Below are 20,078 nucleotides of genomic sequence, written 5' to 3'. Positions count from 1 at the left end.
CGAATGCCTGTGACCACGCGCACACTCGACAACGACCGCACAGCGTTCTCCATGTACGCACAGCGTACGAGAGTGATCGGATCAGGTGATGACCTCGACGTCGACGACGACCGCACCTCACGTGGACCGAGCAGGCCTCGACCACGTCGATCGGGAGTTCTACCTCCCCGCGCAGCGAGTACTGCCGTGGAAGGCGAACCTCGCGGCACTCCCCGGTGAACCGGGAACCCCGCTGCGCATCGCGGGGGTCGTGCGGTCACGCGACGGCGAACCACTGTCGGGGGCGGAGCTCGAGATTTGGCACGCGGACGCCGACGGCTGCTACTCCGGGTACTCTGTCGAGATTCTGCGCAACAACCTGCGCGGCATCGTCGTCACGTGCGCCGGGGGCCGCTTCGACATCTCGACCGTGCAGCCCGCGCCTTGCGAATTCTCCAGCGCCCGAGGCGAAGCCGATGTCGGTCACGTCAACGTCGTCGTGCATGCGCGTGGCTTCCGGCCGCTCGAGACGCGCCTGGTGCCGACACCGGGCGCATCGCGTGAGGTAGTCGCGTCCGCCGTCGAGTCGCTCGTCGACCTCGGTGCCGGCGGAGAGGTCTCCTGCGACTTCGTGCTCGACCCGATCTGACCGACGTGACGCCGTCAGCCGGCGTAACCCATGTCCGAGCTCAGGGCGGCCGCGGCGGTGAGAACGCACGGAACGGCCTGCTCCCGGAACTGCGCGGGAGTGTTGCGCGCGGACGACGTGGAGCACGCGACCACGCCGACCACTGTGCCGCCGGCGTCGCGGACGGGGGCGGCCAGCGAGATCAAACCCTTCTCGAGCTCCTCGGATGTCAGTGCGAATCCCTGTTCGCGGACCTTGGCGAGTTCCCGCTCGAGTTCGGCTGGCGTGCTGATGGTTTCGGGCCCGAGTTTCTGGAACGTGGACTCGGCGACCACCCGCTCGACGACGTCGGCGGGGGCCCAGGCCAGGAGTGCACGGCCCATGGACGTGGCGTACGCGGGGACGCGGGTGCCGACGGAGACGTTGATGCTCATGATCCGGCGGACGGGGACGCGCGCCGCGTAGACCACGTCGGCGCCGTCGAGCACGCCGAGCGACGCGGATTCCTGGGTCTTCTCGGCCACCTCGAGCAGTCGGGGCATCGCGGCCTCGATCAGTGCGTGCGACTCCGAGTAGTGCTGTCCGATGCTGAGCACGCGAGGGGTGAGCGACCACCGGCCTCCCGACCCGGCGACGTACCCCAGCTTCTGCAGGGTGAGCAGGATCCGGCGGACCGCGGGGCGCGACAGTCCCGCTTCCGTGGCGAGTTCTGCCAGCGTCGGGTTCGGACGCTGCGCGTCGAACGCGAGGAGCACTGCGAAGCCGCGCTCGATGCTCTGGATGTAATCGCGATCGCTCTCGGTCATTGCGGCCTCCACCAGCGATTCGTGTGCATATTCGGACTCGGGGTTGACATTTCAATGTGACTGCGCGCACAGTAGTGGTGTACGCACAGCGTTATGTTAGTACGCAGAGCGTACAGAGTGCAAGACCCTCGGCGCGTGAACACCCACCGCGTCGTCCAAAACTCGATATCAGCCCAATCCGCTCCCCTCCCAGCCCAAGGAGAAACAGATGACCACCACCGAGAGCCCCACCGCCGCCGGATCCGGCTCCGCCGCCACCGACAAGTTCAAGGCCGAGCGCGTCACCGCCGACACCTCGCCGGAGCGGCTGGCGGCCATCGCCAAGGATGCACTCGGCGCACTCAACGACGTGATCCTCAAGCACGGCGTCACCTACCCCGAGTACCGCGTGTTCAAGCAGTGGCTCATCGACGTCGGCGAGGGCGGCGAGTGGCCGCTGTTCCTCGACGTGTTCATCGAGCATTCCGTCGAAGAGGTCCTCGCCCGCAGCCGTAAGGGCACCAAGGGCAGCATCGAGGGCCCGTACTACATCGAGAACTCGCCCGAGCTGCCGTCGAAGTGCACCCTGCCGATGCGTCCCGAGGACGAGAAGATCACCCCGCTCGTCTTCTCGGGCCAGGTCGCCGATCTCGGCGGCAACGGCCTCGCGGGCGCGAAGGTCGAACTGTGGCACGCCGACAACGACGGCTACTACTCGCAGTTCGCCCCGCATCTGCCCGAGTGGAACCTGCGCGGCACCATCATCGCCGACGAGGACGGCCGCTACGAGATCACCACGATCCAGCCGGCGCCCTACAAGATCCCGACCGACGGCCCGACCGGGCAGTTCATCGAGGCGCAGAACGGTCACCCGTGGCGTCCCGCGCACCTGCACCTCATCGTGTCGGCGCCGGGCAAGGAATCGGTGACCACGCAGCTGTACTTCAAGGGCGGCGAGTGGATCGACAGCGACGTCGCGTCGGCGACCAAGCCGGAACTGATCCTCGACCCGAAGACCGGTGACGACGGCAAGAACTACGTCACCTACAACTTCGTGCTCGACCCCGCGTGACCCGTTCCACCCGTAGAGAAAGTGATCCGATGACCGACCTGTCGATCGTCTCCGTCGAAACGACGATCCTCGATGTGCCGTTGGTGCGTCCCCACAAGTTCGCCACCACGTCGATGACGGCGCAGCCGCTGCTGCTCGTCGCCGTCACGACCGCGGGCGGCGTGACCGGCTACGGCGAGGGCGTCGTCCCCGGCGGCCCGTGGTGGGGCGGCGAATCGGTGGAGACGATGCAGGCGATCGTCGAGCGGTACATCGTCCCGGTGCTGCTGGGACGGGGTGTCGACGAGATCACCGGCATCATGTCGGACATCGAACGAGTCGTCGCCAATGCACGTTTCGCGAAGGCCGCCGTCGACGTCGCGTTGCACGACGCCTGGGCCCGCAGCCTGGGTGTGCCCGTGCACACGCTGCTCGGCGGCGCCTTCCGGAAGAGCGTCGACGTCACGTGGGCCCTCGGCGCCGCACCCGCAGAGGAGATCATCGAGGAGGCGCTCGGGCTCGTCGAGTCGAAGCGGCACTTCAGTTTCAAGCTGAAGATGGGTGCGCTCGATCCCGCCGTCGACACTGCGCGGGTGGTCCAGATCGCGCAGGCACTGCAGGGCAAGGCCGGCGTCCGCATCGACGTCAACGCCCGCTGGGACAGGCTCACCGCGCTGACGTACGTGCCCCGCCTCGTCGAAGGCGGCGTCGAACTGATCGAGCAGCCCACACCCGGTGAGCAGCTCGAGGTCCTCGCCGAGCTCAACCGGCTGGTCCCGGTTCCGGTGATGGCGGACGAGAGCGTGCAGACTCCGCACGACGCCCTCGAGGTCGCACGGCGCGGCGCCGCCGACGTCATCGCCCTCAAGACCACCAAGTGCGGCGGACTGAAGAAGAGCCGCGAGGTGGTCGCGATCGCCAAGGCAGCCGGAATCGCCTGCCACGGAGCCACGTCCATCGAAGGCCCGATCGGAACCGCGGCGTCCATCCACTTCGCCTGCGCCGAGCCCGGCATCGATTTCGGCACCGAACTGTTCGGACCGTTGCTGTTCAGCGAGGAATTGCTGCAGGAACCGATCCGCTACGCCGACGGTCAGGTGTTCCTGCCCGAGGGTCCCGGACTCGGCGTCGAGCTCAACATGGACGCAGTCAAGACCTGGACCAGGAACTAAGGAGCACACCACCCGATGGCACTCTTTCACGTCCGCATGGACGTCGCCATTCCCCGTGACCTCGACCCGAAGGTCCGGGAAGACACCATCGCCAAGGAGAAGGCGTACTCGCAGGAGCTCCAACGCTCCGGCAAGTGGCCCGAGATCTGGCGGATCGTCGGGCAGTACAGCAACATCAGCATCTTCGATGTCGAGTCGGCCGACGAACTGCACGAGATCCTGTGGAACCTTCCACTGTTCCCGTACATGAAGATCGAGATCATGCCGCTCACCAAGCACGGTTCCGACGTCAAGTAGGCCCTCCGGGCTCGTGCGCCTTTTTGGTTGTTCCCGCTACCAAAAGGGCTCACGGGCGCGGAGCGCCTGCGAGTAGCCGGTCGACGGCGCGCACGCTGAGGACGTGGTCGAGCGCCATGGTGGCGCTGCCGACCACTCCCGACAGTTCCCCGTGCGTCCAGGGGAGGATCTGAAGCTGTTGGGTGGCAACGGCGATCGCGTTGCCGTATAGGGTTTCGCGTAGCCCGGCGACGAACGTGTCGTAGGCCTGCGCCATGTCGCCGCCGACGATCACGACCTCCGGGTTGAGGAGGTTGACCGCGCCCGACAGGACCTCGCCGATCTGCCGTCCGCTCTCACGGATCATTCGCCGGGCCTCGGCGTCCCCGGCGAGGGCGAGGGTGATCACGTCGCGGATGTGGGTGACTTCGCGTCCCTGCTCCTGCAGATTGCGGACCAGCGCCCACCCGCCGGCCACGGCCTCGATACAACCCACATCACCGCAGCGGCACACAACTCCTTGTGCCGCTGCGGTTTTCGTGTGCCCGATCTCGCCTGCCGCGCCGAGGGCGCCCCGCTGGAGCACGCCCCCGGACACGAGGCCGGCGCCCAGCCCGGTCGACGCCTTGATGAGCAGCATGTCGGCGAAGTCGCGGCGTTCTCCGCGCCGCTCCGCCAGCACCATGACGTTGGCGTCGTTGTCGACGAACACGGGTGCGTCCGTGACGTCGGCGAGGAACGGCTGGAGGGGGACGCCGTCCCAGCCCGACATCATGGGGGAGTTCAGGCTGCACCCGCGTTCGGTGTCGACCGTCCCGGGGAGGCTGATCCCGATCCCGACCGTCCGTCCCGCGGTCTCGCCCAGACTCTCGCGCAGTGCGATGAGGCGTTGCGCGATGACGGGCATCAGCTCGGCCGGGCTGGTGCCGATCTCCTGCTCCACGTCCTCGGCGACGATCACGTCGCCGGCGAGGTCGCAGATGGCCAGCTGCGTGCGGCTCCGGCCGATGGCCGCCGACAGCACGACACCGGCCTGGACGTGAAACGAGAGCTTCACCGGCGGCCGCCCGCCGGTCGATACGCCTTCTTCGCGTTCGACGACGAGTCCCGAGGACTGCAGCGACGACACCCGGGCCGCGACAGCCGTGCGCGACAGCCCGGTGAGGTTGCCGATCTCGGTGCGCGTCGTGGCTTGCCCTGCGCGAATGAGGGCGAAGACGTCGCCACCCGTCGCCGGGGAGGTCGTCGAGCGAGTCGTCCGCATGGTGGCCATTCAACCAACCGGACACGCGTCTGACAACGTAAGCCACGGATCTTTGTTCGCAGAAATACTTAAGTCTGTATTGATCGAAAGCGAAAGGTCGCCTATCGTCGTCTGTGATGGCCCACACATCCGGCTTTCAGAGGGAGATGACATGTCACCAGCGACCACCGTGGATCCGTGCGATTTCGTCGTGTTCGGCGGCACCGGCGACCTGGCGGTTCGTAAGCTGCTTCCCGCGCTCTACCTGCGCGACAGGGACGGCCAGCTGCCCGCCGAAACCCGCGTGATCGGTGCCTCGCGAGCCGGTCTCGACACCGACGGCTACCGCGACAAGGTGCGGGGTGAACTCGCGCGGTTCGTCTCCGGCGATCAGCTCGATTCGGACACCTGTGAGCGATTTCTCAGTCGGCTCGAATACGTCTCCGTCGACGCCGGGGACCCCGAGAACTGGACGGGCCTGAGCGACTGCCTCGCCGCGCGGGAAGGTTCGATCCGGGTCTTCTACCTGGCCTGCGCTCCCGGTCTGTTCGGGCCGATCTGTGAGAACCTCGCCCTGAACGGTCTCGCCGACGCGCAGTCCCGCGTCGTGCTGGAGAAGCCCATCGGACACGACCTCGCCTCGGCCCGCGCCGTCAACGACGCGGTCGGCGCCGTGTTCGAGGAATCGCAGATCTTCCGCATCGACCACTACCTCGGCAAGGAAAGCGTCCAGAACCTTCTGGTCACGCGATTCGCCAACACGTTCCTCGAACCGCTGTGGAACTCCTCGTCGATCGACCACGTGCAGATCAACGTGGCCGAGTCGCTCGGGGTCGGCAGTCGTGGCGGCTACTACGAGTCGGCGGGTGCCCTGCGCGACATGCTGCAGAACCATCTCCTGCAGATGCTCTGCCTCGTCGCGATGGAACCGCCCACCTACGTCGACCGCGAGACCGTGCGAGACGAGAAGCTCAAGGTCCTCCAGGCCCTCAAGCCGATGAGCCCGCAGGACGTCGAACGCTGCACCGTCGCAGGTCAGTACGGTCCCGGCCTCGCTGACGGGATCGCCGTCCCCGGATACCAGGAGGACGTCGAGAACCCGGGCAGCGCCACCGAGACGTTCATCGCGGTCAAGGCCGAGATCCAGAACTGGCGTTGGGCCGGCGTGCCGTTCTACCTGCGCACCGGCAAGCGCATGGACCGGCGGTGCTCGGAGATCGTGGTGCAGTTCAAGCCCGTCCCGCACCCCATGTTCCCCGGCAGCGAGGGCCACAGCGAACCCAACCGCCTGGTGATCCAGTTGCAGCCCCACGAGGGCATGCGGCTGCACATGACGGCGAAGGAACCCGGCCCCGGCGGTATCCGGCTCAAGCCGGTGTCGTTGGACCTCAACTACATCGAAACGTTCAAGCGTCCGTCACCCGACGCCTACGAGCGGCTGCTGATGGACGTGGTCCGGGGTAACCCGACCCTGTTCATGCGCCGCGACGAGGTGGAGGCCGCCTGGGAGTGGGTCGAGCAGATCCTCGTCGGCTGGGAGAAGTCCGAGCGCGGCCCGCGCCGCTACCCGGCCGGCACAAACGGACCGACCGACGCGACCACCCTGATCGAGCGCGACGGCCGCGCCTGGCACGAAGGAGTCACCGCATGACCGACGCACCCACACCGACGGCCGACGTGCACCCCGTCCTCGCCGCCGTCACCGAACGAATCATCGAGCGCAGCAAACCCGAGCGCACGGTCTACCTCGACCGTATCCGGCAGGCCGCCGACCGCGGCCCGGCGCGCGGCAAGCTGGCGTGCGCGAACCTCGCGCACGGCTTCGCAGCGTCCGGCCCGGCCGACAAGAAGGCACTGCGCAGCTTCGTCAAGCCCAACATCGCGATCGTCTCGTCGTACAACGACATGCTGTCGGCGCACCAGCCGTTCGAGCACTTCCCGCGGCAGCTGAAGGCCGCGGTCATGGAGGCCGGTGGCATCGCCCAGTTCGCCGGTGGCGTCCCCGCGATGTGCGACGGCATCACCCAGGGCCGCGCCGGCATGCAGCTGTCGCTGTTCAGTCGCGACGTCATCGCGATGGCGACGGCGATCGGACTGTCCCACGACATGTTCGACGCTGCCCTCATGCTCGGCGTGTGCGACAAGATCGTGCCGGGAATGCTCATCGGTGCACTGGGATTCGGTCACCTGCCGACGATCTTCGTCCCGGCCGGGCCGATGACGTCCGGTCTGCCCAACAACGAGAAGTCGCGCGTGCGGCAGTTGTACGCGGAGGGCAAGGCCGATCGCGAGGAACTGCTCGACGCGGAAGCGGCGAGCTACCACGGCGTCGGCACGTGCACGTTCTTCGGCACCGCCAACTCCAACCAGCTCCTCATGGAGGTCATGGGCCTGCACCTGCCCGGATCGAGCTTCGTGAACCCCGGTACCCCGCTGCGTGAAGCCCTCACGTCGGAGGCGGGAAGGCGCGTCACCGGCCTCACCGCACTCGGTGACGACTACACGCCGGTCGGCGAGGTCGTGGACGAGAAGGCCGTGGTCAACGGTTGCGTCGCACTGCTCGCCACCGGCGGCTCGACCAACCACACGATGCACCTCGTGGCGATCGCCCGCGCCGCCGGCATCACCCTCACCTGGGACGACCTGTCGGAACTGTCCGCGGTCGTGCCGCTGCTCGCCCGGATCTACCCCAACGGCTCGGCGGACGTGAACCACTTCCACGCGGCGGGCGGCCTCGGCTACGTCGTGTCCTCGATGCTGGACGCGGGACTGCTGCACGAGGACGTGAAGACCGTCGTCGGCCCCGGGCTCCGCCGCTACACCGAGGAACCGAAGCTGTCCGGCGAGGGCGTCGAATGGCAGCCGGGCACGCGAATCAGCCTCGACACCAGCGTGTTGCGCGGACCGGAAGATCCGTTCGACGTCAACGGTGGACTCAAGATGCTGACCGGAAACCTGGGTTCGTGCGTGATGAAGACGTCGGCCGTCCACCCGGACCACCGCGTGGTGACCGGTCCGGCCAGGGTTTTCGACGATCAGCTCGACTTCCTCGCCGCGTTCGAGGCGGGCACGTTGACCGGTGATTTCGTGGCCGTGCTCCGGTACCAGGGCCCGCGCGCCAACGGCATGCCCGAATTGCACAAGCTCACACCGGTACTCGGTGTTCTGCAGGACCAGGGCCGGAAGGTCGCGCTGGTCACCGACGGCCGGATGTCCGGCGCCTCCGGGAAGGTTCCCGCGGCCATCCACCTCACCCCCGAGGCGGCGGCGGACGGACCGCTCGCGCGTGTGCGTGACGGCGACGTCCTGACCGTCGACGCCGTCACCGGCTCCGTGAACGTGCACCTCGACGACGAGGAACTGGCCGCCCGCCCGGCGACCGGTCGTATGCTCGGTGCCGACGAATGGGTCGGCACGGGGCGCGAACTCTTCGCCGGCCTGCGTGCCGCTGTCGGACCGGCGACCCAGGGCGCCAGCGTTTTCCACCCCCAACCCGTCTAAGGAGAATTTCAGTGACGAACCCCTCCCTCCTCGACCGCGTCCCGGTCATCCCTGTCGTCGTCGTGGACGACCTCGGCGACGCGGTGCCGGTGGCCCGCGCGCTGGTGGCCGGCGGCATCCCGATGATCGAACTGACCCTGCGCACGCCGTGTGCTCTCGACGCCATCAAGGCGATCGCGAGCGAGGTGCCGGAAATCTGCGTCGGTGCGGGCACGATCGTCGAACCGGTCCAGGCCGTGCAGGCGGCGGAAGCGGGAGCGCAGTTCCTGGTCTCGCCGGGCAGCACCGAAACTCTCCTCAAGGCCATGACGGACACCGGACTGCCGCACCTCCCGGGCGCGGCGACGGTCTCCGAGGTGCTCTTCCTGCTCGAGCACGGCTACCGCGAACTCAAGTTCTTCCCCGCCGAGGCGTCGGGTGGCGCAAAGTTCCTCGGCTCGATCCACTCACCCGTTCCGGCGGCACGGTTCTGCCCCACCGGCGGTATCTCGACGTCGAACGTCGGGGACTACCTGTCGCTGCCCAACGTCGGCTGCGTCGGCGGATCCTGGCTCACGCTCGCCGACGCCGTGAAGCAGCAGGACTGGGACCGGATCAGCGGCCTCGCACGTGAGGCGGCGGCACTCGCCCGGTAGCGGGAGAAGCGGCGCGGTACGGTGATTTCGTGCGCGACAGTGACAACGGTGACTCCCAGAGGCCGGGTTCTCAGTCCTCGCTGAAGTCCGCCAACCAGCACCGTGTGGTCCGCGCGCTCCAGACGTCGGGTGAGCTCACCCAGGCGGAGATCGCGCGTCGCACCGGATTGGCGCCCGCCACCGTGTCCAACATGGTCAAGGAATTGACCGCGGCCGGGATGGTCGCCGTGCCGGGCGGCGACCACCCGGGCCAGCGGGGCCGGGCGGTGCGGCTGACCCGCAAGATGGGGCTTGCAGTCGGGATCGACTTCGGGCACCGCCATCTCACCGTGGCCGTCGCCGACATGGCACACCAGGTGCTCGCCGAGGAGCGCGTCGAACTCGGTGCGGGTCACCGCGCCGCGGACGGCGTGGTGCAGGCGGGCGCTCTTCTCGACGCGGCCCTCGATCGACTCGGCTGCGACCGCACGTCCGTCCTCGCCGTCGGCATGGGTCTGCCCGCGCCGCTCGAGACCGACACCGGCGAGGTCGGCGGCCCGTCGATTCTCCCGGGGTGGGTCGGTGTCGACGCGGCCGCCATCGCGTCGGAGTATCTCGGCACCGCGGTGCACGTCGACAACGACGCGAACCTCGGCGTGCTCGCCGAACACATGTGGGGAGCGGGCCGCGGAACCACCGATCTCGCCTACATCAAACTGTCCGACGGAGTGGGTGCCGGCCTCGTCCTCGACGGCCGGCTCTACCGCGGAAGAGGCGGCACCGCAGGCGAAATCGGCCACCTGACGCTCGACGAGTTCGGTCAGGTATGCCGCTGCGGCAACCGCGGCTGCCTCGAGACCCTCGTCGCCTCGCACGTCGTGATCGGGTTGCTCGCACCGAGTCGCGGTCCCGACCTCACCATCGCCGACATCGTCGCGATGGCCGAGAGCGGAGACGCCGCCTGCATCCGGGTGCTCGCCGACACGGGGCGGCACGTCGGCGTTGCGGTAGCGAGCCTGTGCAACCTCGTCAATCCCGAACGACTCGTCATCGGCGGTGAACTCGCGCTGGCAGGCGAACTGCTGCTCGGGCCGATGCGCGAGGTGGTCGGCCGCTACGCGGTGCCCAGCGCGGTCCGTTCCCTGGATATCCGCGTCGCCGAACTCGGCCCCCGGGCGCAGGTGCTGGGCGCCGTCGCGCTGGGTCTGCGATCCGCGCTTCCGGCCTGACTGTTCGTCACTGAATTCTCGCACCGCTGCATGGGGTGCACTCTGCGCACATCACGGCTACCGCGTTCATAAATGAACATTTGTGCGGTGACGATCATCTATTTGTGTTCATATCTTGACGGTTCCCCGTTTCGTTGCCTACTGTGTTCCGCACCACAACGAATGCGCTCTCGCGCGGGCCTCGGCTCGATCCGAGACTCGATCACCCCCTTGCTCACGAGGAGTCCCATGACTGAACACGTCCTGTTGCCCGGTGCGGAATCGCCCGGCGACACAGCAGAGGGCACTTCGGTTCCCGTCCGTATCGCGGTCGTCGCCGCACTCGGCGGGTTGCTGTTCGGCTACGACAGCGCGGTCATCAACGGCGCAGTGTCGGCGATCGAAGGCAGGTTCCAGGTCGATTCCGCTCTCCTCGGATTCGCGATCGCCTCGGCACTGCTGGGCGCTGCGGCGGGAGCGATGCTGGCCGGGCGGATCGCCGATCGGTACGGACGCCTCGTCACCATGCGGGCCGCTGCCGTGATGTTCCTCCTGAGCGCCATCGGCACCGGATTCGCGGCCAACGTCGAGATGCTGGTGACGTTCCGGATCGTCGGCGGCATCGGTGTGGGTCTGGCCTCGGTTATCGCACCCGCCTACATCGCCGAGATCTCGCCCGCCCGGGTGCGTGGACGGCTCGGGTCGCTGCAGCAACTCGCGATCGTCACGGGCATCTTCGTCTCGCTCCTGGTCGACTACGCCCTCGCTGCCCTCGCCGGCGGATCGCAGGAAGAGCTCTGGTTCGGGCTCGAGGCCTGGCGCTGGATGTTCCTCGCGATGTGCGTGCCCGCACTGGCCTACGGACTGCTGTCGCTGACGATTCCCGAATCCCCCCGCTACCTGATCGCCCAGGGCCGCCTCGGTGAGGCCCGCGGCATCCTCGCGGTCCTGCTCGGCGAGAAGGGCTTGGACCTCAAGATCGAAAGCATCCGTTCGACGCTGGACGGTGAGGCGCAACCGTCGATCCGTGATTTGAAGGGCTCCGCGTTCGGCCTGATGCCGATCGTGTGGATCGGCATCGGACTGTCGGTCTTCCAGCAGTTCGTCGGTATCAACGTGATCTTCTACTACTCCAGCGTGCTGTGGCAGGCCGTCGGCTTCGACGAGGGCAGCTCCCTGCAGATCACGGTCATCACGTCGGTGGTCAACATCGCCACCACTCTCATTGCCATCGCCTACATCGATCGTGTGGGCCGGCGACCGCTGCTGATCATCGGCTCCGCCGGTATGGCCGTGACGCTCGCGACCATGGCGTTCATCTTCGGAACCGCGTCCACCACTGTCGTGGACGGCGTCACGACGCCGCACCTGACCGGACTGCAGGGCCCGATCGCGCTCGTCGCCGCCAACCTCTTCGTGGTGGCCTTCGGAATGTCCTGGGGCCCCGTGGTGTGGGTCCTGCTCGGCGAGGCGTTCCCCAACCGCATCCGGGCCGCCGCCCTGTCGCTCGCCGCGGGCGCGCAGTGGGCAGCGAACTGGCTGATCACCGTGACGTTCCCGTCCATGAAGGACTTCTCGCTGGGAATCTCGTACGGCTTCTACGCCGTGTGTGCGGTGCTGTCACTCGTCTTCGTGTTGCGCTGGGTCAAGGAGACGAAGGGCGTGGAACTCGAAGCGATGCACTCCGATTCGGTCGTGTAAGACCTCCCGCGCACCGAAGTGGACACCCGCGAGTACTCACTCGCGGGTGTCTTCTTCGTCTTTCATCTGCTCGACTGCCGTCGCGGATTCGCTCACGATCGCACGCATGGCCGTCTCCGCCGCGTCCGCGTCGCCCATCTGAATGGACGACGCCACCACGCCGTGCAGCCGGATTGCTTCGGTCTCGGCGACGTGCGGCATCAACGAGTGCCGGGTGCGGCCCTCGAGCACCTCCACGACGATCTGCGACATCGCGCGCAACAGGGGATTCCCCGACGCGGTCAGCAGGGTGCGGTGAAAGTCGGAGTCGTGGGCCAGGTAGGCGTCCGTGTCCGCCGCGCGGGACGTCGACGACATTCCGATGACGGCCGCCGTCAGCGCCCCGCACTGCTCCGGCGTCGCCCGAGTCGCAGCGAGACGCGCGGCGAGCGGTTCGATGCCCGACCGCAGTTCGCTCAGGCTCGACAGCTGGTCGAACCGCTGCGGGCCGGCCAGCTTCCACCGAATCACGCTCGGATCCAATGAATTCCAGTGCTCCTCACCCAGGACGGTGATCCCGACCCGACGTCGCACGGCCAGCAGTCCGAGCGATTCGAGAACGCGGACCACCTCGCGGACGACGGTGCGGGAGACGGAGTACTGGGTGACCACGTCGTCGGCGGAGATCCGGGTGCCGGGTGCCACGACTCCGGCCACGATGTCGCTACCCAGCCGATCGAGCACCGTTTCGTGCAATTGCCGGTACTCGCCGCCGCCTGCGTTGGTCATCCGCTGATGTTCCCACGGTTGCCCCCATTGAACACACGTTGGCGCGCGATTCAGACTCTAAGTAGTACTTAATTGGCTACGGCCTTGAAATCATATGGTTTATGAGGCAGAGTGACCTGAGTCACGAACAAGGGTCATTCCATCACCGATCTCCCTGGAGCAACAGAATGAGTACCGCGTCACTACTCGCAGCGGCCGACAGTGCCGGCCACGACGCGCGGCTGATCACGGCCGCCGTCGTCGGCGTCGCCGTCATTATCGCGCTGATCACCTGGCTCAAACTCCACCCGTTCCTCGCGCTGTCGATCGGCGCCGTCGGCGTCGGTATCGCCGCAGGTCTGGGTGCGGAAGACTCGGTGAAGTCGTTCGTCGAGGGCTTCGGGGTCACGATGGGCGGCGTCGGAATCCTGATCGGGTTCGGTGCCATGTTCGGCAAGTTGCTCGCCGATTCCGGTGGTGCCGACCGCGTCGTCGACACCCTCGTCGGACGGGCGGGCCCGCGGACGCTGCCGTGGATGATGGCGCTGGTCGGCGCCGTGATCGGCCTGCCGATGTTCTTCGAGATCGGCCTCGTGCTCCTGATGCCCGTCATCATCCTGGTCGCGCGGCGTTCGGGACTGTCGTTGATGCGTATCGCGATTCCCACGCTGGCGGGTCTGTCGGCCATGCACGGTCTCGTTCCGCCGCACCCAGGGCCACTGGTCGCGGTGGCGGCCCTGGACGCCAACCTCGGACTCACCCTCGCGCTCGGCGTCCTCGTCGCGATTCCCACCGTCATCATCGCCGGGCCGCTGTTCAGCAAACTGGCGGCACGCTGGGTGGACGTCCCCGTCCCCGAGCTCTACGTGACCGTCGAGGACCGGGAAGGCGCCGAGGCCGCCGCCGAGCGTCGCCGGCCCAGCTTCGCGGCCACCCTGTCCGCCATCCTGCTGCCTGTGGTCTTGATGCTGGGCAAGGCGATCGCCGACGTGATCGCCGCCGACTCGGAGTCGCCCGCGAAGGCGCTGCTCGACTTCCTCGGCACGCCGGTCGTGGCCCTTGCACTCGCGGTGCTCGCCGGGATGGCGCTCCTCGGCCGGGGTGGCGGCATGGACCGCAAGGCCATCGCCGCCTCGCTGGAGAGTTCGCTGCCTCCGATCGCCGGAATCCTCCTCATCGTCGGTGCCGGCGGCGGATTCAAGCAGGTCCTGATCGACACCGGCATCGCCGATGTGATCGCCGACGCGATCAAGGACAGCGCCCTTCCCGTGCTGTTCCTCGCCTGGCTCGTGGCCGTGCTCATCCGTGTCGCCACCGGATCGGCCACCGTCGCGACGGTCACCGCGTCCGGCATCCTCGCGCCCGTCGCCGCCGAGCTGACCTCCACGCACGTGTCGCTGATGGTGCTGGCGATCGGGTCCGGCTCGCTGTTCCTGTCGCACGTCAACGACGCGGGATTCTGGCTGGTGAAGGAATATCTCGGCGTCACGGTGGTACAGAACCTGAAGACGTGGACGGTGATGGAATGCGTCATCTCGGTCACCGGTCTGGCCGGTGTCCTCGCGCTGAGCGTATTCATCTAAAGGGGGCTGAGAAATGTCGAGTGAGGTTGGTGAGATGCACGTGAGTACACGCGAACCTGCAGGACGCACGCCGCAGACCGCGGATCCGGTCCTGGTGCTGATGGGGGTGTCGGGGTCCGGGAAGTCGACGGTCGCGGGAATCATCGCCGGCGCCATGGGCTGGGACCTGCAGGAGGGAGATGCCCTGCACCCACCCGCGAATGTCGCGAAGATGGCGTCGGGGCAGCCGTTGACCGACGAGGATCGCTGGCCGTGGCTCGATGTCGTCGCGGGGTGGATTCGGGAACACACCGAGAACGGTCTTCCCGGGGTCATCACCTGCTCGGCGCTGAAGCGCAGCTACCGCGACGTGCTGCGGGGCGACAACGTCGTGTTCGTGCATCTCGCCGGGTCGCGGGCGCAGATAGGGGAACGGCTGACCGCTCGGCTCGACCACTTCATGCCCCCGTCGTTGCTGGACACGCAGATCTCGACGCTCGAACCGATCGAGCCGGACGAGGACGCCATCGTGGTGGACGTGGGCGGATCGCCCACCCACGTCGCGACCGAGATCATCGCTCGACTCGAGGAGCGACTCGGGCGGTAAATCCCGGGCAATCGGACGGAAATCAGTCGAAGTCGCTCGGCAACGGGCGACTTCGACTTACCGTGGCGGGAGGTCTCGGGGAGCGGACGTGACAGTTTCGGGTGCGTTTCTCTCCGGATCGCCCTAGGGTGTCCACTTGGCTGGACAAGCGTCCGATACAACGGAGGGCAGTATGCGAACGCGTGAATCGATCGTGTGGCACTGGGATGTCAGTCGGCGGGCGCGCATGACTTTCTGGTTTGCCAGGTGTTTCGTCAAACCGCTGTTCACGATATGGCCGACGACGGACCGCGGCATCGAACTGCTGGCGACCCTCGACGAGCTGATCGACCGGCTTCCCAAGCCGAAGGGCCTCGACATCGAGGCGATCTCGCTCGGCGGGGTGCCGTGCGAGAAGATCACCCATCCGCGACCCACGGTCACGTCGATGGACGGCGCCACCATCCTCTACTTCCACGGCGGCGGATTCGTGTTCTGCGGGCTCGCCACCCACCGGGCACTGTGCGGGCTGCTCGCCGCGCGGTCGGGTGCGCCCGTCGTCTCGGTCGAGTACCGGCAGCTTCCAAGGGGTGCGATCGGGGCGTCGCTGGTGGACGCCCTCACCGCGTACACCGAGGTGCTGAAGGTCTGCGACGACCCCACCAGGGTGATCGTCGCGGGCGACTCGGCGGGCGGATATCTCGCGATGAAGGTCGCGGAAGTTGCCGCGTTGCGGGGCCTCACCCGCCCGGCGGCCGTCATCGGGTACTCCCCGCTGCTCAACCTCGACCTCGAGGATCACGACCCCGACTTCATGAAGCGCGATGCGTACCTGCCGATGTCGCAGGTGGCCAAGCTGAAAGATCGCTGGCTGGCCGGGCCCGATCAGATTCCGGGCGCCCAGTCTCCGGTGAACGCGGATCCGGCGCTGTTCCCGCCCGTCTTCCTCACTGCCGCCGAATACGAGATCATGCGGCCCGACGTCGAGATCATCACCGACAGGTTCGATCGTGAGGGACGGCAGATCGAGACCCACATCTGGAGTGGGCAGATCCACGCGTTTCCGGTGATCGGCAAGGTGCTGCGGGAGAGTCGCACGATCATCGGACTCACCGTCGACTTCGCGTCCCGCGCGCTCACGGAGTCGAAGCGGCACTCGGCCTGAACTCCTGAACGGCAGAACGGGTGGGCCTGTGCCCACCCGTTCTGCCGTCCGGGAACTATGCGGGGTTGAGCACCCTGCGCAGCAGCGGTGACACCGTGATCAGCAAACCCAGCAGCGCGACTCCCGTGACGAGGACGAGGCCGGAGTGGAACTGGTGGAACCCGGCGCCACTGATACCGGTGGCCGTGTGCGAGCCGGCGGTGACGAGTGCGGTGGTGAGTGCCAGCACGAGTGCGGCGCCCACCTGCGCGGACGTCTGCACGAGGCCCGACGCCAACCCCTGCTCGGAGTCGTCGACGCCCGACGTGGCCTGGGCCATGATCGACGTGAAGCCCAGCGCGAAACCGACGCCCAGCAGCAGCACGCTCGGCAGGATCGCCACCACGTAGTGGGGCTGATCGCTCCCCGAGAAGAGGAACCACAGGTAGCCGAGGCTCAACGAGGTCAGTGCCGCAATGATCATGCGGGCCGTGCCGAACGCGTCGATCAGGCGTCCGACGAACGGTGATCCGAAGGCCACGATGATGCCGGCGGGCAGGAGACCCAGCGCCATCTCCAGCGGCGACCATCCGAGCACCGACTGCAGGAAGATCGTCATCATGAACTGGAAGCTCAGGTAGGAGCCGAACAGCGCGACGATGCTGAGGTTCGCCCGCACGATCGAGCCGACCCGGAGAATGCTCAGACGCACCAGCGGGTGCGCCACGCGGTTCTCCACGACGAAGAACGACGCCAACAGGGCTGCGGCCAGTGCGAACGAGCCCAGCGTGAGCGGATCGGCCCAGCCGCGGGCCGGTGCCGACACGACGGTGTAGACGGCGAGCAGCATTCCGGACACCAGAGTGGCGGCTCCGACGATGTCGTGTCCGCCGTTGTCGGCGGCGCGGTCGCGGGGAATCAGGATGGTGCCCGCGACGAGAGCGAGGACCGCGAACGGTACCGGCATCAGGAAGGTCCAGCGCCACCCGGCGCTGGTCAGCAGTCCGCCCAGGATCAGGCCGGACGAGTAGCCGCTGGCTCCGAAGACGGAGAAGATCGACAGCGCCCGGTTGCGGGCGGGCCCCTCCTTGAACGTGGTGGTGAGGATCGACATCGCGGTCGGTGCGGTGAACGCTGCGGCGAGTCCCTTCACGAAGCGGCTCGCGATGAGCAGCGTCCCGTTGTCGACGAGTCCGCCGACCAGGGACGCGATCGCGAACACGGTGAGTGCGATCAGGAAGACGCGGCGGCGTCCGAGGAGGTCGGCAGTGCGTCCGCCCAGCAGGAGCAGACCACCGAATCCGAGTACATATCCGTTGATGATCCATTGGAGCGAGGTGGTGGACAGCCCCAACTCGGTTCCGATGGAGGGCAACGCAACACCCACCATCGAGACGTCGAGGCCGTCGAGGAACATGACGAGGCACAGCACGGCCAGGACACCCCAGAGGTGGGGTGTCCAGGCCTGGTCGGTCGACGGGGGGGTGGTGGTGCCCGACGAGGTGGCGAGGTCCGGGGTGGCGTCGCTGATAGTCACAGAGAGAATGTAGATGCACGTGCAATCAATGCGCAAGCACTAATTTCGTTTGCATTTAATTCGCTTGCACCTTTTGCGTACGCGCGCTAGGGTGCGGTTCATGAGCTCTGAAGCAGACCTGCGCGGCACGTGGCGGCTGCTCGCGAGCAGATACAACGAGATCGCCTGCGAGTTGGATCGTGAGATGCAACACGCTTACAGCCTGAGCATGAGTGATTTCGAGACGCTCGACCGACTCATGGACGCCACCTGCGAGCGACCTCGGATGCAGGACCTGGCGGCCGAGATGTACCTCAGCCCCAGCGCCCTGTCCCGGAGCGTGGCCCGGCTGGAGAAGGCGGGCCTGGTCGCGAGGGCGTTGTGCGAGGCGGACCGGCGGGGCGTATTCGTCGACGTCACCGACGCCGGCCGCGAGGTGCACGCCGACGCCAAGAAGATTCAGGTGGGCGTGCTCACCGAAAGGCTCTCGGACGCAACCTGATCCGTCAGGTCAACGAGGTGGGTGTCGCGTAGTCGTCGGACGGGAACTCGCCGTCGACGACGGCTGTCACCACGGTGCTCTCGAGTGTGATCGCCCCTCCGTGATTGTCCAGGAACGCGGTGTCCGCGGCGTCGCGACCCGTCGCGATCCGCAGGAGCGCCGAACGCGGGGCCAGTCGGGTCGCGTCGACCACACGCCATTCACCATCGACGAACGCCTCGACGACAGCATGGAAGTCCATAGGATCGCACCCCGGCGCGTACACGGCCACCAGCCGCGCCGGGATGGTGACGGCCCGCAGAAGCGCCACCGTGAGGTGGGCAAAGTCACGGCAGACGCCCGCCCCGGACAGCATCGTGTCGACGGCGCTGTCGGTGGATCTGCTCGAACCCGCCTGGTAGAGCAGTCGCGACCCCACCCACGTGGTGATGTCTTGCAGCAGTTCCGGATGCGGCTTGGACAGATTGAATTCGCCGCCGGTGAAACCGAAGAACTTGTCCGCCTCCGCATATCGGCTCGGGCGCAGATACTTCGACAGGTCGTAGTCGGTGACCGGAGGCGAATCGGCCTTACCCAGAACCGAAGCCGAGTACTCGACGTGCAGCGAGCCGGGAGCAGTGTCCAGAAGGTGGACACGAGTACCGTGCTCCGCCAACATCTCTCGCGCCTCGACACGGTTACCGTCGAGGGTGAACGTCAGCGATTCCGACAACTCCGAACCCGGGGTCCGGGTCACCGCGATCTTGAATTCGAGACTGGTGGCGTCGGTGACCTCGATGTCGAGAGTGGCGCTGACGTGACGTTTCATCAGCCCATCCTGGCATCCATCGTCCAGGGGTGCAGAACACCCCCGCCGAAGTCAGGCCTGCACGCGCGGCCGCAACCACTCGACGAGATCGTCGAGAACCTCCTCGTTCTCCGGTTCATTGAACACCTCGTGGAACAGATTTTCGTAGATCTCCACCGTGAGATCCTCCGAACCGACGTACTCCGCGATGAGTTCCGTGCCGTGCACACTCGCGAGTCCGTCGTCCTGGCCGTGCTGCAGCAGCAGGGGAACCGTCAACGACGGCAGACGCTCCGGCAACCGTTCGGCAGCGAGGATCATCCCGCGCGCAATCCCGGCAGGTACCTTCCCGTGGTGGACGAGGGGATCCTCCTCGTACGCCGACACGACCGCAGGATCGCGGGAGACCAGCTTCGCGTCGAGCGACTCGACGGGCACTCCGGGGAGGAAGCGACCCACCAGTTTGCCGATCTCGACCACGATGCGCGGCGTGCCACTTGTCACGTCGACCGCAGGCCCGGACAGCATGAGTGCCTTCAGATCCTGCTGGTGGTCGAGTGCATAGGTCAGCGCGATGGAACCGCCCATGCTGTGCCCGAGGAGGAACCGGTCGGCTCCCGGCCAGTCCGTCGACGCGATGCCGAACAACTGGTGCAGGTCGTCGGTGAACTCGGTCCAGTCCTTCAGGTGGACCCGTTTGCCGCCCGACCGCCCGTGCCCACGGTGGTCGGGCGCGTAGATCGCGAGGTCGAGTTCCCCGAGCCGCTCGATCACGTGGTCGTAGCGCCGGGCATGCTCGCCGAAGCCGTGGCACAGAACCAGCACGCCGCGCGGGCGCCGCTCGGGGAGCCACACGTCGTAGACGATGGGAATTCCGCCGACGCCGGCGAAGGATGATTCTCGATGCTGCATGATGCCCCTTCGTGGTCCGAATTCGACGACTCAGATCATCGCACGGTGAGGTACCCCGGCACGGGACAAATTAGCCACCTATCCCTCCCGGGGACGCCTCGCAGGCGCGAAAATGGGGTCGGGTCGCCTGCCGACGCCGACTTTCCCTTGAGCCTGAGCTCGTT

Annotated in this window: 19 protein-coding genes; 13 read left to right on the top strand and 6 right to left on the bottom strand. The window is 67.1% G+C overall.

What is annotated here, in order from left to right; translation table 11 throughout:
* Positions 1 to 88: 88 nt before the first annotated feature.
* Complete coding sequence (locus tag ACFVJ3_RS32500) at positions 89 to 628, top strand: intradiol ring-cleavage dioxygenase (protein ID WP_378455974.1); 540 nt, start codon at positions 89 to 91, stop codon at positions 626 to 628.
* Positions 629 to 642: 14 nt separating this feature from the next.
* On the opposite strand, the gene ACFVJ3_RS32495 is transcribed toward ACFVJ3_RS32500, so the two are convergent.
* On the bottom strand, positions 643 to 1,413 hold the full coding sequence (locus tag ACFVJ3_RS32495; RefSeq protein WP_378455973.1) for an IclR family transcriptional regulator C-terminal domain-containing protein: 771 nt from the start codon (positions 1,411 to 1,413) through the stop codon (positions 643 to 645).
* A gap of 208 nt (positions 1,414 to 1,621) precedes the next feature.
* On the opposite strand from ACFVJ3_RS32495, the gene catA reads away from it, so the two are divergent.
* From catA to catC, 3 genes are read left to right on the top strand one after another with little or no spacing between them, the layout of a single operon-like run.
* Complete coding sequence (gene catA / locus ACFVJ3_RS32490; RefSeq protein WP_378455972.1) at positions 1,622 to 2,464, top strand: catechol 1,2-dioxygenase; 843 nt, start codon at positions 1,622 to 1,624, stop codon at positions 2,462 to 2,464.
* Positions 2,465 to 2,493: 29 nt separating this feature from the next.
* Positions 2,494 to 3,615 carry a muconate/chloromuconate family cycloisomerase gene (locus ACFVJ3_RS32485; RefSeq protein ID WP_378455971.1) on the top strand — a complete coding sequence of 374 codons (1,122 nt, stop codon included), beginning with the start codon at positions 2,494 to 2,496 and terminating at the stop codon, positions 3,613 to 3,615.
* Positions 3,616 to 3,630: 15 nt separating this feature from the next.
* Positions 3,631 to 3,912 (top strand): muconolactone Delta-isomerase, encoded by a 282-nt coding sequence (gene catC, locus ACFVJ3_RS32480; protein ID WP_378455970.1) that lies wholly within the window; start codon positions 3,631 to 3,633, stop codon positions 3,910 to 3,912.
* A 49-nt stretch (positions 3,913 to 3,961) separates the two neighbouring features.
* Here catC and ACFVJ3_RS32475 read toward each other — a convergent pair whose 3' ends face one another.
* Positions 3,962 to 5,155, bottom strand: a complete 1,194-nt coding sequence (locus ACFVJ3_RS32475) for an ROK family protein (protein ID WP_378455969.1) — start codon at positions 5,153 to 5,155, stop codon at positions 3,962 to 3,964.
* Positions 5,156 to 5,306: 151 nt separating this feature from the next.
* Between ACFVJ3_RS32475 and zwf the strand changes: the two genes are divergently transcribed.
* From zwf to ACFVJ3_RS32450, 5 genes are all read left to right on the top strand, one after another.
* Complete coding sequence (gene zwf / locus ACFVJ3_RS32470; protein ID WP_378455968.1) at positions 5,307 to 6,785, top strand: glucose-6-phosphate dehydrogenase; 1,479 nt, start codon at positions 5,307 to 5,309, stop codon at positions 6,783 to 6,785.
* Entirely contained in the window at positions 6,782 to 8,635 is a 1,854-nt protein-coding gene (gene edd / locus ACFVJ3_RS32465; RefSeq protein ID WP_378455967.1) for a phosphogluconate dehydratase, read from the top strand. The genes zwf and edd overlap by 4 nt, the downstream gene beginning before the upstream one ends.
* Positions 8,636 to 8,646: 11 nt before the next feature.
* Positions 8,647 to 9,270 carry a bifunctional 4-hydroxy-2-oxoglutarate aldolase/2-dehydro-3-deoxy-phosphogluconate aldolase gene (gene eda / locus ACFVJ3_RS32460; RefSeq protein WP_378455966.1) on the top strand — a complete coding sequence of 208 codons (624 nt, stop codon included), beginning with the start codon at positions 8,647 to 8,649 and terminating at the stop codon, positions 9,268 to 9,270.
* 29 nt (positions 9,271 to 9,299) lie between these two features.
* Complete coding sequence (locus tag ACFVJ3_RS32455; protein ID WP_378455965.1) at positions 9,300 to 10,478, top strand: ROK family transcriptional regulator; 1,179 nt, start codon at positions 9,300 to 9,302, stop codon at positions 10,476 to 10,478.
* Positions 10,479 to 10,706: 228 nt separating this feature from the next.
* The gene (locus tag ACFVJ3_RS32450) at positions 10,707 to 12,158 is read left to right on the top strand and encodes a sugar porter family MFS transporter (protein WP_378455964.1); all 1,452 of its coding nucleotides are present in this window, start codon (positions 10,707 to 10,709) and stop codon (positions 12,156 to 12,158) included.
* 36 nt (positions 12,159 to 12,194) lie between these two features.
* On the opposite strand, the gene ACFVJ3_RS32445 is transcribed toward ACFVJ3_RS32450, so the two are convergent.
* Positions 12,195 to 12,926: a FadR/GntR family transcriptional regulator gene (locus tag ACFVJ3_RS32445; protein WP_378455963.1), complete on the bottom strand. Its 732-nt coding sequence runs from the start codon at positions 12,924 to 12,926 to the stop codon at positions 12,195 to 12,197.
* Positions 12,927 to 13,093: 167 nt separating this feature from the next.
* Between ACFVJ3_RS32445 and ACFVJ3_RS32440 the strand changes: the two genes are divergently transcribed.
* The 3 genes from ACFVJ3_RS32440 (at position 13,094) to ACFVJ3_RS32430 (ending at position 16,218) form a co-directional block, all read left to right on the top strand.
* Positions 13,094 to 14,488, top strand: a complete 1,395-nt coding sequence (locus tag ACFVJ3_RS32440) for a GntP family permease (protein ID WP_378455962.1) — start codon at positions 13,094 to 13,096, stop codon at positions 14,486 to 14,488.
* Positions 14,489 to 14,522: 34 nt separating this feature from the next.
* Positions 14,523 to 15,074, top strand: coding sequence for a gluconokinase (locus ACFVJ3_RS32435; protein ID WP_378455961.1), 552 nt, complete (start codon positions 14,523 to 14,525; stop codon positions 15,072 to 15,074).
* 172 nt (positions 15,075 to 15,246) lie between these two features.
* Positions 15,247 to 16,218 carry an alpha/beta hydrolase gene (locus tag ACFVJ3_RS32430; RefSeq protein WP_378455960.1) on the top strand — a complete coding sequence of 324 codons (972 nt, stop codon included), beginning with the start codon at positions 15,247 to 15,249 and terminating at the stop codon, positions 16,216 to 16,218.
* Between the two features lie 55 nt (positions 16,219 to 16,273).
* On the opposite strand, the gene ACFVJ3_RS32425 is transcribed toward ACFVJ3_RS32430, so the two are convergent.
* Positions 16,274 to 17,770: an MFS transporter gene (locus ACFVJ3_RS32425; RefSeq protein ID WP_378455959.1), complete on the bottom strand. Its 1,497-nt coding sequence runs from the start codon at positions 17,768 to 17,770 to the stop codon at positions 16,274 to 16,276.
* Between the two features lie 64 nt (positions 17,771 to 17,834).
* Here ACFVJ3_RS32425 and ACFVJ3_RS32420 point away from each other — a divergent pair, with 64 nt between their 5' ends.
* On the top strand, positions 17,835 to 18,215 hold the full coding sequence (locus tag ACFVJ3_RS32420) for a MarR family winged helix-turn-helix transcriptional regulator (RefSeq protein ID WP_378455958.1): 381 nt from the start codon (positions 17,835 to 17,837) through the stop codon (positions 18,213 to 18,215).
* A gap of 4 nt (positions 18,216 to 18,219) precedes the next feature.
* Here the strand turns inward: ACFVJ3_RS32420 and ACFVJ3_RS32415 are convergent, their stop codons facing one another.
* Together ACFVJ3_RS32415 and ACFVJ3_RS32410 are read right to left on the bottom strand one after the other, a co-directional pair.
* Positions 18,220 to 19,023 carry a transglutaminase family protein gene (locus tag ACFVJ3_RS32415; protein WP_378455957.1) on the bottom strand — a complete coding sequence of 268 codons (804 nt, stop codon included), beginning with the start codon at positions 19,021 to 19,023 and terminating at the stop codon, positions 18,220 to 18,222.
* A gap of 51 nt (positions 19,024 to 19,074) precedes the next feature.
* The gene (locus tag ACFVJ3_RS32410; protein ID WP_378455956.1) at positions 19,075 to 19,914 is read right to left on the bottom strand and encodes an alpha/beta hydrolase; all 840 of its coding nucleotides are present in this window, start codon (positions 19,912 to 19,914) and stop codon (positions 19,075 to 19,077) included.
* Between the last annotated feature and the right edge of the window lie 164 nt (positions 19,915 to 20,078).

The sequence above is a fragment of the Rhodococcus sp. NPDC127593 genome (assembly GCF_042671975.1).
Taxonomy (GTDB): Bacteria; Actinomycetota; Actinomycetes; order Mycobacteriales; family Mycobacteriaceae; genus Rhodococcus_F.
The sequence above is the reverse complement of the archived record's forward strand: the minus strand, read 5'-3'. Positions and strand labels throughout refer to the sequence as shown.